We start from the raw sequence: 20,941 nt of genomic DNA on the forward strand, positions 1-20,941 counted from the left end.
TCGACTTATGATTCCGACTACTACGGCTCATAGCGGACTTTCACCGCCTAGATAACAATCATGCCGAGCGCACCAAACTTTCTTGTAAGTGGTAAACCACTAACAAGAATGCCGCGGCTGACCGCGATTTCCCTCCGGCACTGACGAACGAGATGATATGGCGTGTTTTAATAGCAAATTTGTGCTCCTGAAAGTTAGAAGCACTCCAACCACTTGTTAATTCAGCGCTTGCGCAAAGGTTGCCATCTTGCTTGTTTAGTGAGGGAAAATAAATACCGCTCAGTAGTGACATTAATGTTGGCAATTTATTGCTTACATTAAGGCTCGTATTTGAGACGATTTGTACTTCAATCGGCTCAAATCGACGCCCACTACGTTCCAGCGACTAGTATTTATTTGCCGCCACGTTACCCCGCACATTTCATAAGCGACCTTTGCGTAAGCGCGAAGAACCACAACAAAACAGTTTTAGTTGCCACTACCTTAATCAGCAGTGCCCACCACGTTCCAGCGAAAGTATTTATTTTTCCTCACGATACTCGCTACACTTCGTATGCAACCTTTGCGTAAGCGCGAAGAGCGGCAATACAATAGTTTTAGTTTCCACTATCTTAATTAGCAACGCCCACTAGTTCCAGCACAAAATATTCCTGTTTTCTCGCCGCAGCATAGCATTTTAGCCCTACTTTTCAAATAAACGACGATTGATTTTCTCCTGAACTGTTGGCATGGGTAGATTTTTTAGATCAGCTTGGGCAACCCACTGGCCCGGGAAGAATTCCAAATTTTCTGCCGTTGTTAATTCAGCTGTTACGATCGTAATTTGCCACTTTTGATGGGTGAAAGTATGCAGCACCGGCTTTAAGTTAGCATCATGAAGAACCAACTGAATACCAGACTGCTCAGTAAAAATAGTAGCTAATTGTTGTAAACTCGAAGTTGACGCCTGATCATCAAGATCATCAGCTTTAATCAAGGGCAACATCCATAAATGAGCTAACATTCCCTTTTCCGGACGTTGCTCAAAAAGCCAACCCGCTGGACTATGAATTGCTAAAGCATAGTAATTAATCAGCACCGGTTTGGCTTTTTTAGTGCGCACAGGATAGTTCAATTCGCTACCATCCTGCCAACTGGCATTAAATTCACGGACTGGTGAGTGTATACTATCAGGATTCTTCGCCGTCATATAACTTGATCCTAAATCCATAATTGCTTGATTAAATTCCCCAGGCCGTTGAGGATCGATCAACTGATTGCCGATTGCTTGAAAGACTGGTCGCGTTTTAGGCTTCGTGATATCCAAATCGATTTTCAAAAGCCGGGCAAGAACACGGAAGGCATTGCCATCAATAGCTGCCACTGGTTCATTAAAGGAAATACTAGCAATGGCACTAGCTGTATATGGCCCGATTCCAGCAAGGCTTTGTAATTCTACTGCAGTTCGCGGCCATTCCTCTTGATAGTCAATTACGATTTGGCGGGCCGCCCTTTGCAAGTTGCGTGCGCGTGAATAATAGCCCAATCCAGCCCAAACATTTAGCAACTCAGTTTCAGACGTATTGGCTAAATCAGCTACCGTCGGAAACCTAGTCAGGAAGTTTTGATAATAGGGCATGACGGTTTGCACTTGCGTTTGCTGTAACATTAACTCGCTGATCATAATATGGTACGGATCCTGATCAACTCGCCAAGGTAATTGCCGGCCTTCTTGATCGTACCAAGTCAATAATACCTTACGAAACTCACTAATTTTAGCTGGTGACCATTTTAAGAATCGGCTTACTTGCAACTCACTTGTTGTCATTACATTTACTCCCCACAATTCCACTCTTAGTAACGATAGTACCATATCATTTGTCGAATTCTCAGATTTCGTCATGATAAATTACGATATTAAAGCGCTGTCATTGTTCGGAAATAGAAAAAAGGCTTGCTGATAGCGGTTTTAAGGCGCAAAATAGTAATGTTGGACTCACGTTGAAAGGATTTCATCTGATAATATGATTAAATCGATCTTGAAAGATCGGCTCCTACAAATTACAGCCGTTCTTGCAGTATTGAGTTTGATTATGGCAAGGCCAAGGTTAGCGGACATTAACTTTGACACCTTGTGGTCACTCACTGCGATGATGATTTTGATTCAGATTTTTAACTATCTACACATCCTCGACTATTGTGCCTATCGCTTAACTGGATATGCAAATAATACACGACAATTAGTTTGGTTATTCCTGGCCTTAGCATTTATAAGTGCCATGTTTTTGACTAATGATGTTGCTGTTCTAACTTTAGTTCCCTTATATCTTTATGTTGCCAAACAATATAAGTTACCAGAAATTCTGCCAGTAACGCTGATTACCATGGCCGCAAATCTCGGTAGCGCTATAACGCCGTTCGGCAATGCTCATAACATCTTTGTTCTGGCCAAGTTTCACGTTAACGCCATGCAATTCTTCTCTTGGACGATTCCCATCGCCATTTTCAGCATCATTATGGCAACTGCCTATACTTTTTTACTGAAACCTACTCCAATTGATCACATTAGTACGCAAAAGATTTATATTCCCACTCGTCCGACGGTGCTGGCTGTTATTGCGGCACTGATCGTGTTCGCTGGTGTTTTAGGATTCATTCCCGCCTGGACCGGTACGATTGTTACCGCTGTTCTCGCGACGACCTTAAAGCCAAAAATTATGACTAACGTTGACTATGCTACTATTCTCACCTTTCTAGGCTTTTTCATTATTGTCAGCGATGTTAGTCAAAACGCCTTCGTTAAGCAAACCATTGCCAATTTTGTCACGACCCCTTCATCCGTCTATTTTGGTGCAATCGGTGTTAGTCAATTTATTTCTAACGTCCCAACAACAGTTTTATTTGCGAAATTTACCCACCATGTCGCCGCTTTACTCTATGGTGCTAATATTGGTGGCCTGGGTACTTTAGTCGGCTCTATGGCCAATTTATTGGCGTTTAAACAATATACCCGCTATGGAACGATCGATAGCCGCAAATTCCTAGTTCGCTTCACCGCATTAAACTTATTAACACTAACTATTTTCACCCTGTTTGGTTGGTTCGTCATTAAATAAATCAGAGTGCTCAAGCCAACGGGTTGGCGATATGAATTTAAATGGGAAGATCATTGCGTGACAGCGCAAGGAGATTCACACTTAAAGTCACTACCGCCAGTTGCTTTGAGCACATTTCAAACCACAAAGTAAAAGGAACTGAGATTTTTTTATCTCTCAGTTCCTTTTATATTGCATCATATTCACTTCATACATAACCATTAATCAACTGACTTCAATGCCTCTAACATATCAATATTTCTCAGTTTACGATTAACAACTAAACCTAGAATTGCGGTGATTAAGCCAATCATAACGACTGGACGCAGGAAGCTTAGTCCGGCTAGCGCAGGGTTAAACATTACGTCATCTGGCGGCACGACCGCAAGAATATAGCGATACAGAACATCGCCAATTCCGAAACCGGCTAAAATACCAATCAGTGTTAATAAAATTGTTTCGCGATAAATGTACATCGTGACTTCGTTATCGAAGAATCCTAACACCTTAACCGTCGACAACTCGCGAATACGTTCGGAAACATTAATGTTGGTTAAATTATAAAGAATGACAATAGCTAATAAAGCGGCAACGATGATCAAAACCATCATAATCTTGCTCAGTGACTTAACGATAGTGGCAATTTGATTCGTCAAGGTTGTATTTTGAACCACACCGGCAGTAGCACTTAGTTTCATAAACTTGGCCGCTTGGGTTTCCGTATTATTTCGACTACCGTTCTTGAGAATAATTAAATTACCATTGGTTTGATATTTTGTACTAAAGAATTTCTGATAAGCGGATTGATTCATTAAGATAAAATGTCCCATGTACATTTCTGTAATGCCACTAATCTTAATCTTACGTGATTGATTATCCGCATCTTTAATGGTAATTGTATCTCCCACTTTAACATTAAGCAATGTGGAAAGCCGCTCGGAAATAATCACACCATCGTTACTAAATGTAATTTTATCGTGTGACTTACGTGCGCGAACATCAATATAATCATTGAAGTGCTTCGTTGTTTGGGGAACGATTAACTTAATCTCTTGATTATCATGATTAGCACCCGCAACTTTCGTCAATTCTTCATAATGAACTGGTGCTTGTTGGGCAATAGCCTGACCGTGCAGTAAATTCTGATAATCAGTCTTCTGGTCAGCCGTCAAATGATCGTTTTGCGCCACAATCATATTGTAATGAATAATATCACCGAACTGAGTTTCACTCATTCCGGCCACAGAATTCCGCACACTGTAACCGGTGAAAAGCAACGCCACTGCACCGGCAACACCAAAAATTGTCATCAACATCCGTTTCTTGTAACGAAAAATATTACGTGCTGTAACTTTATGTGTAAAACTCATGCGCCGCCAAATTGGCGTGATTCGTTCCAATAAAATCTTTGAACCAGCAGCTGGTGGCTTAGGTAACAACAATTCGGCCGCACTAGCATTTAGTTCACTTTTAGCAGCAATATAAGCTGGCAAAACGGCACTCAGCAAGGCCAGTGCAAATGCAACTAACGTAATACCTAAATGGAAATGCAATTCAATTTCAGGAATTGTAAAGCCAGAATGATAGGCGTTATGAATAATTAACGGCAACAACGTGTGACCGAGAATCACCCCAGCCAAAGTGCCCAGCATACTCGACATAAAACTATAGAACGTAAACTTACGAATCACATCGCGATTGTCATAACCTAACGCTCGCAAAGTGCCAGAATTAATCCGTTCTTCATCTACAAAGCGCCCCATAGTTGTGAAAGTAACCAAAGCAGCAACAAAATAGAAGAAAATTGGAAAGACGTTAGCCAGAGCAGCAACGATTTCTGAAACCGTAGTATAAATCTTATAACCTTCACCACCAGGCATTTCTCGGCGGCTATTTAACGAATAAACTGGTGCTGTTAACTGTTTAATCTTACGCTTAGCATTGGTTAAAGTTGCCTGTCCAGCGGCAATCTCGCGTCGAGCTGTTGGTGCTTGGTCCTGATATTTCTGTTCTTGTTGTTGATATTCGGACTCTTTTTGCGCTAAGGTCGTGCGCGCCGTTGCTAATTGTTGTTCGCCATTTGCTTTTTGCGTTGCTAATTCAGCTTTACCTTGAGCTAGCTCAGCCTGCTTTTGTTGAAATGACTTTTGACCAGCTTGATATTTAGCTAGATTTTCTTGATAAAGCTGCGTCTTTTGCGCAAGTGTTTGTTCACCTTGAGCCAATTCAGTAGCACCTTTTTGATATTGTTGCTGGCCTTGCTGATAGGTTGCTAACTTCGTATTGTAGGTGGCTTGTCCTTGCTGCAATTCATGCTGTTTTTGTTGTAACGTTTGTTGATTAGCCGTTAATTCTTTTTGACCAGCAGCAATTTTTTGCAGGCCAGGATTATACGTTGTATTTTTAAAATCGGCATATTTTACTTGAGTTTGTTGTAGTTGAGCTTGTAATTCAGCTTGTTTTTGTTTTAAAGCCGCCTGTTGTGCTTCAGGCAAGTTCGGCGTTTGTAATTGTTGCGTAATCGCGGCGAGCCCTTGTTGAAGTTGCGCAATCCCGGCTGTGTATTGTTGATTTGCAGCTATTAATTGTTGCTTGCTCTGATTTAATTCCCTTTGTTTACTAGTTAAGGTTGCTTGACCTGTGGCAATTTGTTGCTTAGCACTTGTTAGTTGCTGTTGTGCTTGGTCCAATTGTGTTTTAGCAGTCTGTAGTTTTTGCTTAGCTGCTGCTAATTCTTGTTGCTTACTCGTTAACGTTTTTTGACCAGCGTCTAATTGCACTTTGGCTTGAGTAAGTTGTTGTTGCGCGGTTGTTAATTGGCTTTGAGCCTGTTTTAATTGAGCGGCACCATCTGCCAGTTTTTTGTTGGCAGCGGCAACTTTAGTATCTAATTCTTGCTGTTTAGTTTTGATCTCTGCAGCACCAGCATCTAATTGTTTACGTGCTGCACTTAATTTAGTTTTAGCGTCATCAAGTTTTTGCTGCGCATCATCAAGCTTGCGCTGATTTTTTGTAACTAACTTTTGAGCTGTTGCTTTAATCGCCGCCAAACGCTGTGTAGGTTGGCTTTTTAATTCCTGATTCAGCTTATCCTTATGAGCTTGTAGTCGATCTTGATAAGTGTCCGTATATGGATTAACATTGGCCAAATTCGTAAACGTCATCCGCGCGGTCATATAAACATCAGAATCAAACACAGCCGGCAAAACAACAGCATACCCCTTTAATTCACCAGTCCCGGCCGTTGTTTGACCTAAATTCACATCTGATAAAATTTCACCTGAATACACAAAACCGACAATTTTAAAGTTGGTGCGGCGCAGAACTTTATTTCCCGTTGCATCAGCCTTTTCACTAAAGCGAATTGTTTGGCCAACTTTATAGTCAGATGCGTATTGATAATCAAGGGCAATTTCATCGTTATGCTGTGGTAAACGTCCTTTTTTAACTTCATAAGTTGAAATTGACTTCGGTGCCGAAAACAATCGGAAACTTGTCTTGGTATTTTTAACCACCACATCTTTTAAATAGCCATATTCAACTTTTTTAAGTCCCTTGGTATCGTTTAAGATTTCACGATCACTTTTATCTAAGCCATAATTACTGACCACGGTTAAATCCGCCGCGTTTAATCGTTTAGCATAATTAGCTTCGGTGATCTGCATATCGGGGCCAGCAACTTTCAGCCCCACCAACGCGAACGAACCTAATAACATTAAGCCAAAGATTGATAAGAACCGACCTTTAGATTTACGGATTGATTGCAAAATATCGCGCCATAATATTTTCTTACTCATTGCACTTCTCCTACCACTCAATATTGGCTATTTCTTCAGGATGAGCATTAATCTCAACGCGTTGGATACGAGCATCGCGCAGATGGATAACGCGATTACCGATTGGCGCAATAGCGGCGTTATGGGTCACAATAATAACCGTGGCCCCCTTCTTGCGACACATGTCTTGAACAATTTGTAGCACTTGTTTACCTGTTTCATAATCCAGCGCACCAGTTGGTTCGTCACATAATAAAATTTTAGGATTCTTGGCAACAGCACGCGCAATCGCTACCCGCTGTTGCTCCCCACCAGAAAGTTGGGCCGGAAAATTATCAATTCGGTTAGCCAAGCCCACATCTTTTAGTGCTTGAGCAGAATCCTGAGCACCCTCAACAATTTCAGAAGCTAATTCAACGTTTTCTTTAGCCGTCAAATTAGGAACCAAGTTGTAGAACTGAAATACGAAACCAATATCCTTGCGCCGATATTCGGTTAATTGTTTCGCGTTATAATTGGCAATGTTTTGGCCGTCAATAATCACATCGCCCTCACTATTCGTATCCATACCACCTAAAATATTTAACACCGTTGATTTACCAGCACCAGAAGCACCAAGGATAACCGCTAACTCACCTTTTTCAATTTCGAAGCTAACATCATTGTTAGCTAAAATTTCCGTTTCGCCCATTTGGTAGCGTTTATAATTATGCTTAACTTCGATGTAACTCATTTTATTTTCTCCTTATTTAAACAACGTGTTGATTTAATATAGTAGTTATTATAAAATGAGTTCATCAGTATAACAATAAACAATCGTAGCAAAACTGTTGATTTAAGGAAGAAAGGAACGATTTTTCTTGCAAAAACGTCAAACCAGTTCAAAAACAAATATCAAAAAAGCCTTTGTCCATTTATTACAGACAAAAGGCTTGGAAGCATTGAGTGTTAGTGATATTGCCCGCGATGCACAAATCAATCGCGGTACTTTTTACATGCATTATGTTGATAAATATGATTTGCTGGCGCAAATTGAAGATGAGTTGATTGAACAGTTCACCGTATTACTGCTTGCACCAGATAACGAGGCAGCGGTTAATAATCCCCGGCAAATTATTCCTTATCATGCTATTTTAAACGCGCTATATTATGCTAAAGTAAATTACGACTTACTTAATGCCTTATTAATGGGCAACGATCCTAAATTCATCACTCGTTTTAAGGCCTTGCTTGAACAATTAATTGAACAACAAATTAAAAATTCTAAAAAACTTCGGCTAGCACGCCAAGGACTGCCTGAAGATTATGCCACAGAAATTCTTTTATCTAGTATTATCGGCATCATCACACTGTGGCTGCATAAGGGTGCTATCGAGTCACCGGAAACCATTGCAAATATCATTAGCAAAGCCAAACAAATTTCTCCTTATGAATTATTGATGTAGAATTATCAGCTACATCTCAAGATTCTCTAGCTGTAAAACAAATAGGCACACTATCAAAAAAAGACCAGCGACGATTTAAAGCGTTGCTGGTCTTTTCGGCATGTGGAATGAAACTGAATAAAGATTTCAATCCGTTTTTATTTTGATGTAGGGATGCTTACCCAGAGACGTGTATTTTTGAAACGTGCTTAAGCAACTGATGGCGAATAATTTAAGCGTAAATCTTGCTGCGTTGCCACGCATCAATCTTTCCATTTAAATTAATGCCATCAATCCGTTGTTTTCTGCACTCTGATTTTGAAACGTGCTGTGAACAACTGACTGCGTATAATTTAATCGTAAATCTCGCTGTGTTAACACACATCGATCTTTTCGTTTAAATTAAGGCAGTCAATCCGTTGTTCTCCGCACTCTGATTTTGAAACGTGCTCATGCCAACTGATTGCTATGCTTAAAGAGAAATCCCATCTGGGTTGGCACCCAGCTGTGCTTTCTCTTTAAGGCTACGCAATCAACCCGTTGCTTTTCGCACTCTGATTTGAAACGTGCTCATGCCAACTGGGTGTCGTGTATTTAAGCGTGAATCTCCTTGCGTTAACACGCAATGATCTTCCCGTTTAAATACAAACACCCAACCCGTTGGCTTTCGCACTCTGATTTTTACAGTTCATCACCATTACTAGCAATAACATTCTTGTACCAATAGAATGAATCCTTTGGTGAACGTGCTAAAGTACCGTGGCCTTCGTCGTCTTTATCAACATAAATGAAACCATAACGCTTGGACATTTGACCAGTTCCGGCCGAAACAAGATCAATACAGCCCCAAGGTGTGTAACCCATTAGATCAATGCCATCGTATTCAACAGCTAACTTCATTTGTTCAATGTGACGACGTAAATAATCAATGCGATAGTCATCATGGACCTTGCCGTCTTCAGTCATTTGATCAACGGCACCAAATCCGTTTTCGACAATAAACTGTGGTAAATGATAACGATCATTAAACCAGTTCATGCCATAACGTAGGCCCTCTGGATCAACTGCCCAACCCCATTCAGATTCCTTTACATATGGGTTCTTAGTGCGACCATGTTCTTCATCATAGTGATACTCTGGTCCATTATCGTGATCTTCAATTGCATTTGACATATAGTAACTGAAGCCGATGTAATCAACTGTTCCTGCTGCCAAAACATCCAAATCTTCTTCAGTAATATCAAGATTATAGCCATGACGTTCGAAGAATACTGGCAACCAGCTTGGGTAACGGCCATTGCAATGAACATCAGCGAACCAATAACGTGACTGCATTGCTTTTTCAGCCATCATAATATCGGCTGGCTTAGCTGTTAATGGATAAATTGGCACCATGGCAATCATGCAGCCAACTTGGTTGTTAGGGTCAACTTCATGGCCTTTTTGAACTGCTAAGGCACTGGCAACTAATTCATAATGAGCTGCTTGATACATTGTCCGTTCCATATCCTCACCGGGATGAACGGCCAAGCCAGAATTAGTCATTAATGCAAAATCACTGTCATAATTCGTTTGGTTGTTAATTTCGTTGAAGGTCATCCAATACTTAACTTTGCCTTTGTAACGTTTGAAACATACTTCGGCAAACTTAACGAAGAAGCCAATCAACTTACGGTTAGACCAACCACCATATTCAGTGACTAAGTGATAAGGAATTTCGAAATGAGACAAAGTAATCACGGGTTCAATGTTATATTTGTGCATTTCATCAAATAGATCATCATAGAACTTCAACCCTGCTTCGTTAGGTTCAGCATCGTCACCATTTGGGAAAATACGAGTCCAAGCAATTGACGTCCGGAAACATTTAAAACCCATTTCCGCAAATAATTTAACGTCTTCTTTATAATGGCCATAAAAGTCAATGGCATCATGATTAGGATAATTCTCGCCAGCAACAACACCAGCAGTAATTCGACGAGGCACACCATTAGCACCAGCAGTCATAATATCAGCAACACTGACACCTTTGCCGCCTGCTTGCCAACCGCCCTCTAATTGATGAGCAGCCACTGCGCCGCCCCAGAGAAAATCTTTTCGTAATTTCGACATTATTAACCTCTCCACATCTCATTTTCGGTTCAATTTTATTATAAAGAATTTCCTAAGCAAAAAATACGTTAACGCATAAATTGAAACAAGTTATTAAAAAAGAACATGTTTCAAACGGAAAACATGTTCCAACAATAGTGACCTTAGTGACTAAAGTTCTGGTGATTGACCACTTGCTTCAACAAATTGATTAACAAAAGTTTCTAGCAAATAAACCACCGGGACCTGAGTTGTCATGTTGGTGTGATTTTTAGTGCTTCGTTCTGGCATATAATAAGAAATTGTCAAATCAGCTAACTTGGTAATTGGCGAATTTTCATGATTAGTAATCGCAATAATCTTTGCATGACGCTGTTTAAAATCAGCCACCTTAGCTAAGACGTTTTCGGTATTTCCGGAAACGGATAATGCGACGACTAACGTTTCATCTAAATTATATTCACGAATAAACGCCGGACGAACAGGATCCGTCAACGCGAATGAAAAACCGCCAGCATTATTCAAAAAACGAGCGCCGTAGCTGGCGAGATTACCACTACTACCGATACCTACGAAAACAATAATTTTAGCAGCTAATGCCATCGCTACCCAGCGCGAAAGTTGTTCATCAAATTCATCACGAGAAACCTTAGTGAAGAAATCGGTCAATGGCGTGCTAATGTCATAGCTCGAGTAGGTTCGTTGCTCAGTTTGCAACTCATCGCGAATAACATATTTCAATTCGGAGTAGCCACTTAAATTCATCTTTTGACAAAAACGACTAATCGTTGTCGTCGAAACATGTGCTTCTTTAGCTAATTGCCGAATCGTCAATTGTTGAATCTTTTTAGGATGACTAATAATGTAGTTATAGACATCAAGTTCTAATTCGCTCAAACTTTTCAGATCAATATTGTGAAACATACCCGCATCACTCCTCTGCCCATATTGTAACATGTTTCAGCCTTGATAAAAGTTAATTTCACCCGATCTTTTCAACGAAATTGTTATTGGCATTAGGCCGTGAGTAAACCTACTTTTTTGCTAACTCAGGTGAATTAACATTTTAATTCACGATCCGCTGTTTTCTGTATTGCTTAGGAATTAAATTTTTAATAACGTTTGCTCCACCAATGTCACTGTGATCCAACGGTCCGAATTTAAACATCTTAACGACGACCACTCTGTGCAGCTAAAAATCTGAGTAAACAGAATGTCCTAGTTGATCATCAAATACCATTCATTCTTTGCAAGTTCAACGACTAGCCTCGGTTCGTCTTTATTTTTGATCAAGATTGGCATACAATTAACCCACTAACACTTTTATAAGGAATGATAGTTATGACAAAACGTTTCAAAGGTTCTTGTACTACAATTTTGGTCGGCAAAGCTGCCACGATTGACGGTTCAACATTGATCGCCCGGAATGAAGACGGCCCCGGCCCACTCGATCCAGAAAAATTCGTCGTCGTTAACCCCGAGGACCAACCTAAGCACTATCAATCAGTTTTAAGCCCAGTAGAGATGGACTTACCTGATCATCCCTTACGTTATACTTCAACTCCTGAAGCCGATGGTTCTAACGGTATTTGGGCTGCTGCTGGTATTAACGCCAATAACGTCGCCATGACTGCGACCGAGACCATCACCACCAATTCACGCATTCTTGGCGTTGATCCTTTAACCGACGACGGTATTGGCGAAGAAGATTTCGTCGTGATAACGTTGCCGTATATTAATTCGGCCCGCGAAGGTGTCCAACGTTTAGGTTCATTGTTAGAAAAATACGGCACTTATGAAACTAACGGAATTTGCTTCTCCGATCAAGATGAGGTTTGGTATTTTGAATCCATCGCCGGACATCATTGGGCAGCAATTCGCGTTCCTGACGACGCTTACGTTATCGCGCCAAATCGGTTCAACATTACAGAATTTGATTTTAATTCTGACGACACAATGTGCTCTACCGACTTACCAGAATTAATCGAGAAATATCATTTGAATCCTGACCGCGATCAAGTTAATTTACGGCATATTTTTGGCAGTGCCACGATTAAAGATACGCGCTACAATAATCCTCGCGCATGGTACGGCCAGAAATACTTCAACCCTGAATTTACAACTACACCATTTGATCAAGATTTGCCCTTTATTTGCCGCACTAATAAGAAAATCAGCGTTGAAGATGTTAAATTCGTTTTAAGTTCTCATTATCAAAATACTATTTATGATGCCTATGGTTCATTAGGTACTGAAGCTGAGAAGAAGTTATTACGGCCAATCGGAATTAATCGCAACCAAGAATTACACATTTTACAAATTCGTAACGACGTTCCTGCGGAAATTGCCGGTATTCACTGGCTGGCCTTTGGTCCGAATACTTTTAACGCAGTCGTTCCATTCTATGCCAACGTGACCGATACACCAGAAAATTATAAGAACACAAAGCCAGAATTAAATCCTAATAATATTTATTGGTTAACTAATATTATGGCTTTGATTGGTGACAGCGACTTCGACTTGTACGAAGATGAAGAAAATATCTTTGAACAAAACACCGTTGCTGCTTGCCGGCACTTACAGATTGAGGCTGACCAAAAATATCAGGCGCATGATGACATTCAAGCTTACCTAGGCGAAATCAATAATAAGATGGCAGACTTATATCAACGAAATGCCAACACCTTATTAGGTCAAATGTTAGCTTTTGGCGAACCAAAGATGAATTTACAATATCAATTACACGATTAATTAATTAATTATTAATCACCAGTGTGGCCGCAATTAAATTTGTTGCCACACTTTTTTAATACCTTCTTTGTGTTCTTTAAATAGCATCGTGAAGTTAAAACTGTTTCGTTGTGGTTCTCCGCGTTTGTGTAAAGGTTGTTTACGGAACGTGACGCGTTGTCGTGGCGGCGAAGAAATACGTAACGCTGGAACGTAGTGGGCATTGCTTGAAGCCAATTTTTGCAAAATTGTCTCCAAGACAAGCCTTATTGTAGGTGATAAATCACCAACAATAATTTCACTACTGAGCGGTATTTCTTCGCCGCCACTAATCTAACTAGAGGGCAACCTTTGCGCAAGCGCTGAATTGACGAGTGGTTAAACTACCTTCTAATTTTGGAAGCACAAATTTACTATTAAATCACACCAACACATCTCTTTACTCAGTGCCGGAGGGAAATCGCGGTCAGCTGTGAAATTCTCGTTGGCGATTTATCGCTTACGAGAAGGCCGAGCTTTAAGACAAATTTATTTGGCTTAAAGTCGAGCCCACAGCGTTCCACCAGCGTATTTTCCGTAGGCACGAAGAAACGCTAGCATAATAGTTCTAGGATTTACTACTAGCATCAGAACGCATAACTAGTCATTCTGCCACTGCAATTAACTCATACTATTTCTCAGCAAAATAATTGACATCACTTACACAAGGTCTAAAATTATTCTTATATCAAGTATAAAAATTCAGGTCTTTTCGATTATCGGCAGCATCGTTTTTCACGCTTATTTCGCCATTATCAATGCCGTACACGACGATTAACATGAAGGTAGACTCATTGATCGATTTTCCCCAGATCTCAAGGTAGGGATCATTATGGACGTTTTACGCAGTACTTTTTCATCGCTTCGTTCTAAAAATTTCAGATACTTCTGGATTGGTCAATGTGTCTCGGTCATGGGTACTTGGGTTCAGCGAACCGCCCAGACCTGGCTCGTTTACGAAATGACGAAGTCAGCTTTTCTAGTCGGCCTATTGTCTGCTTGTCAATTTGCACCAATTCTAATGTTCACCTTAGTCGCTGGTTCATTAATTGACCGCTATCCCAAGCGCCGTATTTTAATGATTACCCAAGCTGGTTTCTTAATCCTAGGTGTCATTATGACCGCACTTGTTTATTTGAAAATTGTCCAGTACTGGCAAGTTTTATTAATCGCTGTTGGCTACGGTATTCTCCAGAGCTTCGATACCCCCACTCGACAATCTTTTGTTGTCGAATTGGTTGGCCATAAGGATTTAATGAATGGCATCTCCTTAAACTCCACCGTTTTTAATCTAGCAAAAATCGCCGGACCTTCCTTAGCTGGTTTGTTGATGGTTAAATTCAGCGTTGGTTTTTGTTTCTTAGTTGATGCCATTAGTTATCTCGCCGTTTTACTTGGTCTGTTCTTGATTAAGCAGGAACATGCTGTGGCAAGTCACTCTCATAGACGAATTTGGAACGATGTCAAAGACGGTTTATCTTATGTTTGGTCGCATGCAGAAATTCGCTTAAGCGCGGAATTAATGATTGTCATCTGTACCTTAAATTACAACAACAACGTGATTATCCCTATTTATGCCAAAACTGTTCTCCATTCCGGCGCCCAAGTTTACGCTAACCTACTCTCCGCCACCGGAATTGGTTCGTTAATCGCTGCGTTTCTAATGAGTTATTTAGCCCGGTTCGGATTACAACGGAATATTTACTTAATGGTTGGTATTAGTACGGCCATTCTGCAAGCCTTGATGATTTTCGTTCATAGTTACGGTCTGGCGATGATTGTGATGGTGGCCGTGGGTTTTTGTAACATGATTTTCCTTAACCAATCCAATGCGTCGTTCCAATTTGATATTCCCAATGAATTGCGTGGTCGCGTTATGAGCGTTTATGTTTTGCTCAATCAAGGAACCACCCCCATCGGCAGCCTATACGTCGGTGGCATTATGGATGTTGCCACAGGCCTTTGGGGGTTCCCAGCTTGCGGTATCCTCGCTTTAATTTTACTGGTTCCCATCCTTTTGACGCATCAGCCAACAGTCCGCAAATGGCTTCATTCTAATAACACCAGCTTCTCTCACTAACTATTAACTATTTTCTTCGTTTTACCCCTTAATTCAGCTATACTAAATGTAAATTAGCCTTGCCGATTAGAGGTGCTTTATTTGAAAAATATTATTAATTACGTTGAGAAATATGGCCAGCAAACTTTTGCAGAATTGCCGTTCAATGAATTGGACGGTACTATTTTAGCCCAGTTGGCTTATTTTGATTACACAATTCTTGAGCAGCAACCCAGCTTTAAATTTGTACGAATCACGAGCCAAGCACTCCTTAATCAAGCCTGCGCCGAAACGTGGAATCCCAACGCTAATTTTCAACTAATTCAAACACTGCAAAAAAGTCGGCGTTACCAAAATTTGAAATGGCATAATTGGGAAACCAAAACCAATGTCAAAGCTGAGGAGCAATTTAGTGCTGTAACGCTTGAGTTTGCGCCGAAGCAATATTTTGTTGCCTTTCGCGGTACCACTTCAACGCTCGTCGATTGGAAAGAAGACTTCAACATGACTTTCCTCGAGACAATTCCCTCGCAAAAAGCGGCCCTACACTATTACCAGCGCATGACTCATTTACATCCTGGTCGTTTCTACGTTGGTGGTCATTCTAAGGGTGGTAACTTAGCAACTTACACCGCAATTCATAGTCAAGGAATGGCACAACAAGTTCTAAAAGGTGCTTATAGCATTGACGGACCCGGTTTAAAAACACCACTCCCCCTAAACATTAAAGCAAAAATTCATAAATATATTCCTGAAGCATCAATTATCGGTTTGTTATTGGAACCAGAAGATAATTATCAAGTTGTGAAAAGCAGCGGTACCGGCATTAAGCAACATGACCCCTATACATGGCAAATAAAAGGGCAGCACTTCCAATTGATTGCTACACCCAACGAGTTATCCCAATTTACGCAACATACTGTTGCCAATTGGTTAACAAGCCTTGATGATGATACGAAGCAAGAATTTCTGGATTCTCTATACACAATTTTGAAAAATATCGATGCCGATCAAATTAACGACGTTCATCAGAATTGGACCACACTAATTAAACTATTAGCCCCAGAAGTTCTTAATTCCAAACACGAAACGAAACAACAATGGCGCTTCGTTACTAACAAACTATTAAATTCAATCATTGGCGAAGCTAAACTTGTAATCAATGAGAAACGGCCCCATCCGAACTTGAAACTTCCCCATGACAATCGACGAAAAAAATAGGAACCAATAAACTGTAAAAATCGAACAAAGTTTAAATTGATATTGTACATTACCAAAACTAGCGGCTAAACCCACAGATGGATTTAGCCGCTAGTTTTTTAATCATCGTTGTTAAGTTTTGTTACTTAGCTCATTTTTGGCAATCTTTTAGTATTTCATTGATTAACCAACAAATTTCTAATAGCGCAAAATTGCCAATAGACTTCTTGAACCAGGCACAAATTTCTGCTCTAAAATGTGCGCCTCACCTTTATTTTGCAAAGCATTAATCGCCATTGTGTTTAATATTTGACGCCGATCATATTCGGCGTCAGGATCTTCTCCATAACCATCAACTAAGTTCGAAGTGGCAATAAATAAATTAGCCACTTTACCTTCCTCAGAAGCAGGAACGATGTCACCAAGTTGGTCGATAAATTTTCTATCCAATGCGTTTTGGTAAGCTGCTGCTTCTTTTTCAGATAACTGTTGGGCAATTTCTGGAATGACCCGACTGCCAATTTCACTATCGGTCAAAGTTGACGGTGAAATATCAATTGCTGCATCTGTACTGAAAAAATCGACCTTAGCATATTTTTCGAACATCGCCTGATTTTCTGGTAAGGCAAATAAATACAACGGATAACCAGCATCATTATTTAAGTCTTCACGTAAGAAAGTCCCAACTGCCTGATAATAGTTCTTCCAATCGATTGTTACTTCTTCATCTTTAGTGTTAACACCATGATAAGTGACGCCTTCTTTAGTGCCATTGCGTCTACCCTGTGACGTATAACTAATATCACCGCTCCGCTTTTCTTCACCTAAAGCTGTTGGCACATCAATTGGTGCATCCGCTGGCAAATCAACCGCACTAATTTGCTCATTGTCCACGAAATACAATTTCATTGAGTTACGGTTTAGAGCTAACAAGTAGTAGGTGTAATTAAATTGTGAATTACGAATCGCCGCTAATAAATATGGCGTGTCACCAACATAATATTGATCGTCAGTATGGATACTTAAATAATGAACCAACGTTTGATCCTCTGTTAAAAAGATTGCGACACTAGCCGCGTCATTGCGCCAGAATAATTGGTCCGCCAACAATGCATCAATCTTAGCTTGGTAACCATCCCATTGGCGATCTGGATATTTCTTCAGGAAACGCCGCTTCGCCTCTCTAGCAAAATTTTTCAATTTAAGTTGTGCTTTTTCCACACCCTGATGGTCCGCGGGAGTGTTAAGCATCATTGTTACAAAAGGTCCGGTTGCTACTGTGAGTTGTGCTAATAATTCTCTGCCTGCTTTTGTCATAAGCAATTTCCTCCTATTGGTAACGATTCAGATGATGGCGCAAACTTGTAATGGCAATACATTACACTAACCAAAGTTTAACACGCTCACATTTTTCACAAAAGAAATACGATTAGGAGAAGAAACAGTTGTTCAGCAGTTTGAAAAAAATCTGGCTAGCCGCGCAAATTGGCTTATCCGAAATAGTTGCATTCGATATTCTTTAGATAAAAACTCATCATCGAAATAATAGTAAACAAGTAACCAATCAGGCTTGGTGAAAAGCTCATGTATGACGGTATTGCTGATATAGTCATGGAGAGCAGATGGTCGTTCATTCTCTTCGGTAAATCAGCACCATTTAAGAGCAAATCTAGAACTCCTTCAAAATCTTTCGACTGATAACGCCCACCTTGAATTTTAGTTGTGACTTTAAAAGGTAACTCGTCTTGTATGATAATCTGGCGATCGATAGAGTAAATTCACTGCGTCCATAAAGAACACGTTTTTTTGTTCCCCTTAAAAATCACGTGACACGGATAATTGACGGTTGCTGAGATGTATCGCTTGAATTAACGTACAGGATACTGTACGATAACGCTATGAGATTAAAAGATAGAAAGGGTGTTGTTGATGGAAGCAGTAGGTTATACTAATTTTCGCAATAATTTGAAGAAATACATTAAACAAGTTAATGATGACGCGGATACGTTAGTCATCACGAGTAATAGTGACCCCGATGAACAAGCAGTGTTGATGAGTAAACGCGACTATGATGCTATGAAAGAGACCATGTATATCATGAATAACCCGTCATTGGTTAGCAAAATCAGACAGGGACTAAAACAGATTGATGAGCATAAAACACAAGTGCACGAGCTGTTAACGGATTACAGCGATGATTAAGGCGTTCACTGACAGAGGGTGGACTGATTATGAATATTGGCATAATCAAAACGATAAAGTTGCAATTAAACGGATTAATAAGCTGATTAATAATATTGAGAGCACACCGTTTGAGAGCTTAGGTAAACCGGAGCCTTTAAAATATGAATTCTCCGGTGCATGGTCACGCCGTATAACAGATGAGCACCGACTTATTTACAAAGTAGAAAATGATGTGATTTATATTATTTCTTGTCGCAATCACTATGAATAATATTATATTAGAGTACGAAAACCGACCCTTCAAGAACTGATAATCCAGTTTTTAGAGGGTCGGTTTTTGTTTGATTAATTAAATATTTCATCGCGCTGTCAGCGTTATTAAAACGAATGTAGTCATTGCTTTTACATTCGATATTCTTTAGATAAAAACCCGACAACTTGAATGAGTAATAACGCCGCTGGAACGAATTTACATTCAATACTCTTTAGATAAAAACGACAACCAAGACATCTGCGTCGGTGTAGAAGCCATAAATTTACATTCAATACTCTTTAGATAAAAACCCCTACATGTAATTTTACGCATGATTACGGACTCTTTACGGCTAAATCTGTCAATCTAACTTAAAAAACTAAAAAAATAGAATAAAAATTGTTTCAAATTCTACAATCTTTATTCTAGCAGTCTTGCACCCACCTGTCGATCTCCTAGGAAAACAACGTTATCCTATATCGACAGATTTTTTAATGATTATTTATCCTTATTACCCCAAATTTCCTCTTTCAATCGTAAGGCTGTTGGGGTGGTAGCCATACCGCCTTCTGCTGTTTCTTTGAAGGCGCTCGGCATTTGTTCACCGACGCGACGAACGGCTTCAATTACTTCGTCTGTTGGAATAACCGAGGTTAATCCGGCAAGGGCCATATCTGCTGACACCATTGCTTGACTGGCACCCATCGCATTGCGTTTCACACAGGGAATTTCTACCAGACCGGCAACTGGATCACAAATTAATCCCATTAGGTTTTGCAATGTGATCGCAACCGCATAGCTTGCCTGCTCGACGTTGCCGCCACTAGCTAAAACAGCCGCGGCTGCAGCCATTGCGCTAGCAGAACCGACCTCTTCTTGACAGCCGCCTTCTGCTCCAGCGATTCCGGCATTGTTACCAATAACTAAGCCGAAAGCACCGGCAGTGAAGAGAAAGTCAACCTGTTGGTCGTGACTTAAATTTAAACGATCACGAATAGCGAATAGAACACCGGCCAAAACACCAGCAGAGCCTGCTGTTGGCGTTGCACAAATCAGTCCCATACCAGCATTAACTTCATTAACCGCGATGGCGTTACGAACAGCAGTCATCACCAAATCGCCAGACAAAAAACGACCAGCCCGCAAATAATCAGCCATTTTTTTGGCTTCACCACCAGTCAATCCTGTTAATGACTTAACTCCGGCTACACCCTTACTAATAGACTCTTCCATCGCGTCAAGATTGCGTTCCATTAGCCTGCGAATTTCTTGCTTATTGCGTCCAGTATTATCGATTTCTGTCGCAATCATTAAATCTGCAATAGAAGGGTAGGCCTTACTTTGTTCGATTAACTCTTTAATTGAATAAAACATCGAATCCCCTCCTATTCGAAATATCTTGCACTCAATATATTGGGTAATTCCTTTAACTCAGATTCAATGCTGTGACGAATTTCATCCACTTCAATGATCATCATCGCCTGTGAACCCTTCCCATTGCGGCGCACCGTCATGGTACTGATATTAATATGTTCGCGATTAAGTAAGTCAGTTACTGAAGCAACCACGCCAGGAACATCACGTTGAATAATGACATAAGTGGGCCGACTCATTGATAATGAAACTTTGAAACCATCAATTTCAACAACCCGAATATTGCCACCACCAATTGATTCACCAACAATTGTTAATTGATGATTGTCGTTTTTCATAACAATTTTTGTTGTGTTAGGATGCTCAGTCGGATCATTTTTAGGGACAAAGCCAACTTTAATCCCTTTTTCATAAGCAATTTTCAATGAATTTCGTAAATCTGCATCATCAGGATTCATTCCTAGAATGCCACCGACTAAAGCCATATCTGTGCCATGACCGTGATAGGTTTTGGCAAAAGAACCATAAAGATAAATCGTCACTTTTTCTGGCTGCTCACCAAAAATATTACGCGCTACTCGGCCAATTCGGGCGGCACCAGCAGTGTGAGAAGAGCTCGGGCCAATCATGACTGGCCCAATAATATCAAATACACTATTAAATCTAACTTCTGTCATGACTTTTCTCCAAATTTTTTCTTGTAAAGATACTACGCGTATTATCTATTCTAAAAAGAA

The 20,941-nt window shown here is 40.3% G+C and carries 17 protein-coding genes; 7 read left to right on the plus strand and 10 right to left on the minus strand.

The window, feature by feature from the left end; translation table 11 throughout:
• Positions 1–58: 58 nt before the first annotated feature.
• Complete coding sequence (locus tag EKM65_RS00890; protein ID WP_125604569.1) at positions 59–304, minus strand: hypothetical protein; 246 nt, start codon at positions 302–304, stop codon at positions 59–61.
• A 378-nt stretch (positions 305–682) separates the two neighbouring features.
• Positions 683–1,807 (minus strand): A/G-specific adenine glycosylase, encoded by a 1,125-nt coding sequence (locus tag EKM65_RS00895; protein WP_125604571.1) that lies wholly within the window; start codon positions 1,805–1,807, stop codon positions 683–685.
• A 196-nt stretch (positions 1,808–2,003) separates the two neighbouring features.
• On the opposite strand from EKM65_RS00895, the gene EKM65_RS00900 reads away from it, so the two are divergent.
• Complete coding sequence (locus EKM65_RS00900) at positions 2,004–3,095, plus strand: SLC13 family permease (RefSeq protein WP_125604572.1); 1,092 nt, start codon at positions 2,004–2,006, stop codon at positions 3,093–3,095.
• Positions 3,096–3,295: 200 nt separating this feature from the next.
• Here EKM65_RS00900 and EKM65_RS00905 read toward each other — a convergent pair whose 3' ends face one another.
• Together EKM65_RS00905 and EKM65_RS00910 are read right to left on the minus strand one after the other, a co-directional pair.
• Positions 3,296–6,871, minus strand: a complete 3,576-nt coding sequence (locus EKM65_RS00905; protein WP_125604574.1) for an FtsX-like permease family protein — start codon at positions 6,869–6,871, stop codon at positions 3,296–3,298.
• A 10-nt stretch (positions 6,872–6,881) separates the two neighbouring features.
• Positions 6,882–7,583, minus strand: coding sequence for an ABC transporter ATP-binding protein (locus tag EKM65_RS00910; protein ID WP_125604576.1), 702 nt, complete (start codon positions 7,581–7,583; stop codon positions 6,882–6,884).
• Positions 7,584–7,710: 127 nt separating this feature from the next.
• Between EKM65_RS00910 and EKM65_RS00915 the strand changes: the two genes are divergently transcribed.
• Positions 7,711–8,295, plus strand: a complete 585-nt coding sequence (locus EKM65_RS00915; protein ID WP_125604578.1) for a TetR/AcrR family transcriptional regulator — start codon at positions 7,711–7,713, stop codon at positions 8,293–8,295.
• A gap of 660 nt (positions 8,296–8,955) precedes the next feature.
• Here the strand turns inward: EKM65_RS00915 and EKM65_RS00920 are convergent.
• The gene (locus tag EKM65_RS00920) at positions 8,956–10,386 is read right to left on the minus strand and encodes a 6-phospho-beta-glucosidase (RefSeq protein WP_125604580.1); all 1,431 of its coding nucleotides are present in this window, start codon (positions 10,384–10,386) and stop codon (positions 8,956–8,958) included.
• Positions 10,387–10,536: 150 nt separating this feature from the next.
• On the minus strand, positions 10,537–11,289 hold the full coding sequence (locus EKM65_RS00925; RefSeq protein ID WP_164506760.1) for a MurR/RpiR family transcriptional regulator: 753 nt from the start codon (positions 11,287–11,289) through the stop codon (positions 10,537–10,539).
• Between the two features lie 417 nt (positions 11,290–11,706).
• Between EKM65_RS00925 and EKM65_RS00930 the strand changes: the two genes are divergently transcribed.
• The gene (locus EKM65_RS00930; RefSeq protein WP_125604584.1) at positions 11,707–13,116 is read left to right on the plus strand and encodes a C69 family dipeptidase; all 1,410 of its coding nucleotides are present in this window, start codon (positions 11,707–11,709) and stop codon (positions 13,114–13,116) included.
• A gap of 33 nt (positions 13,117–13,149) precedes the next feature.
• On the opposite strand, the gene EKM65_RS00935 is transcribed toward EKM65_RS00930, so the two are convergent.
• Positions 13,150–13,353 (minus strand): hypothetical protein, encoded by a 204-nt coding sequence (locus EKM65_RS00935; RefSeq protein WP_125604586.1) that lies wholly within the window; start codon positions 13,351–13,353, stop codon positions 13,150–13,152.
• 613 nt (positions 13,354–13,966) lie between these two features.
• On the opposite strand from EKM65_RS00935, the gene EKM65_RS00940 reads away from it, so the two are divergent.
• On the plus strand, positions 13,967–15,214 hold the full coding sequence (locus EKM65_RS00940) for an MFS transporter (RefSeq protein WP_125604588.1): 1,248 nt from the start codon (positions 13,967–13,969) through the stop codon (positions 15,212–15,214).
• Between the two features lie 81 nt (positions 15,215–15,295).
• Positions 15,296–16,414, plus strand: a complete 1,119-nt coding sequence (locus EKM65_RS00945) for an Mbeg1-like protein (RefSeq protein ID WP_164506761.1) — start codon at positions 15,296–15,298, stop codon at positions 16,412–16,414.
• A gap of 177 nt (positions 16,415–16,591) precedes the next feature.
• On the opposite strand, the gene EKM65_RS00950 is transcribed toward EKM65_RS00945, so the two are convergent.
• A complete protein-coding gene (locus tag EKM65_RS00950) occupies positions 16,592–17,710 on the minus strand; it encodes a baeRF6 domain-containing protein (RefSeq protein ID WP_125604592.1) in 1,119 nt (372 codons plus the stop codon).
• A gap of 612 nt (positions 17,711–18,322) precedes the next feature.
• Here EKM65_RS00950 and EKM65_RS00955 point away from each other — a divergent pair.
• Both EKM65_RS00955 and EKM65_RS00960 read left to right on the plus strand, forming a co-directional pair.
• Complete coding sequence (locus EKM65_RS00955; protein ID WP_125604594.1) at positions 18,323–18,595, plus strand: type II toxin-antitoxin system Phd/YefM family antitoxin; 273 nt, start codon at positions 18,323–18,325, stop codon at positions 18,593–18,595.
• Entirely contained in the window at positions 18,588–18,848 is a 261-nt protein-coding gene (locus EKM65_RS00960; protein WP_125604595.1) for a Txe/YoeB family addiction module toxin, read from the plus strand. The genes EKM65_RS00955 and EKM65_RS00960 overlap by 8 nt, the downstream gene beginning before the upstream one ends.
• Before the next feature lie 480 nt (positions 18,849–19,328).
• Here the strand turns inward: EKM65_RS00960 and sdaAA are convergent, their stop codons facing one another.
• A complete protein-coding gene (gene sdaAA / locus EKM65_RS00965; protein ID WP_125604597.1) occupies positions 19,329–20,204 on the minus strand; it encodes an L-serine ammonia-lyase, iron-sulfur-dependent, subunit alpha in 876 nt (291 codons plus the stop codon).
• An 11-nt stretch (positions 20,205–20,215) separates the two neighbouring features.
• The gene (gene sdaAB / locus EKM65_RS00970) at positions 20,216–20,881 is read right to left on the minus strand and encodes an L-serine ammonia-lyase, iron-sulfur-dependent subunit beta (RefSeq protein WP_125604599.1); all 666 of its coding nucleotides are present in this window, start codon (positions 20,879–20,881) and stop codon (positions 20,216–20,218) included.
• Between the last annotated feature and the right edge of the window lie 60 nt (positions 20,882–20,941).

The sequence above is a fragment of the Lapidilactobacillus bayanensis genome (assembly GCF_003946695.1).
GTDB classification, from domain to species: Bacteria; Bacillota; Bacilli; order Lactobacillales; family Lactobacillaceae; genus Lapidilactobacillus; species Lapidilactobacillus bayanensis.

What these genes read in the sequence shown, in the direction of transcription:
- EKM65_RS00895 (WP_125604571.1), bottom strand. Translation starts at nt 1,807, where the DNA reads ATGACAACAAGTGAGTTGCAAGTAAGCCGATTCTTAAAATGGTCACCA.
- EKM65_RS00900 (WP_125604572.1), top strand. Translation starts at nt 2,004, where the DNA reads ATGATTAAATCGATCTTGAAAGATCGGCTCCTACAAATTACAGCCGTT.
- EKM65_RS00905 (WP_125604574.1), bottom strand. Translation starts at nt 6,871, where the DNA reads ATGAGTAAGAAAATATTATGGCGCGATATTTTGCAATCAATCCGTAAA.
- EKM65_RS00910 (WP_125604576.1), bottom strand. Translation starts at nt 7,583, where the DNA reads ATGAGTTACATCGAAGTTAAGCATAATTATAAACGCTACCAAATGGGC.
- EKM65_RS00920 (WP_125604580.1), bottom strand. Translation starts at nt 10,386, where the DNA reads ATGTCGAAATTACGAAAAGATTTTCTCTGGGGCGGCGCAGTGGCTGCT.
- EKM65_RS00925 (WP_164506760.1), bottom strand. Translation starts at nt 11,289, where the DNA reads ATGTTTCACAATATTGATCTGAAAAGTTTGAGCGAATTAGAACTTGAT.
- EKM65_RS00930 (WP_125604584.1), top strand. Translation starts at nt 11,707, where the DNA reads ATGACAAAACGTTTCAAAGGTTCTTGTACTACAATTTTGGTCGGCAAA.
- EKM65_RS00940 (WP_125604588.1), top strand. Translation starts at nt 13,967, where the DNA reads ATGGACGTTTTACGCAGTACTTTTTCATCGCTTCGTTCTAAAAATTTC.
- EKM65_RS00950 (WP_125604592.1), bottom strand. Translation starts at nt 17,710, where the DNA reads ATGACAAAAGCAGGCAGAGAATTATTAGCACAACTCACAGTAGCAACC.
- EKM65_RS00955 (WP_125604594.1), top strand. Translation starts at nt 18,323, where the DNA reads ATGGAAGCAGTAGGTTATACTAATTTTCGCAATAATTTGAAGAAATAC.
- EKM65_RS00960 (WP_125604595.1), top strand. Translation starts at nt 18,588, where the DNA reads ATGATTAAGGCGTTCACTGACAGAGGGTGGACTGATTATGAATATTGG.
- sdaAA (WP_125604597.1), bottom strand. Translation starts at nt 20,204, where the DNA reads ATGTTTTATTCAATTAAAGAGTTAATCGAACAAAGTAAGGCCTACCCT.
- sdaAB (WP_125604599.1), bottom strand. Translation starts at nt 20,881, where the DNA reads ATGACAGAAGTTAGATTTAATAGTGTATTTGATATTATTGGGCCAGTC.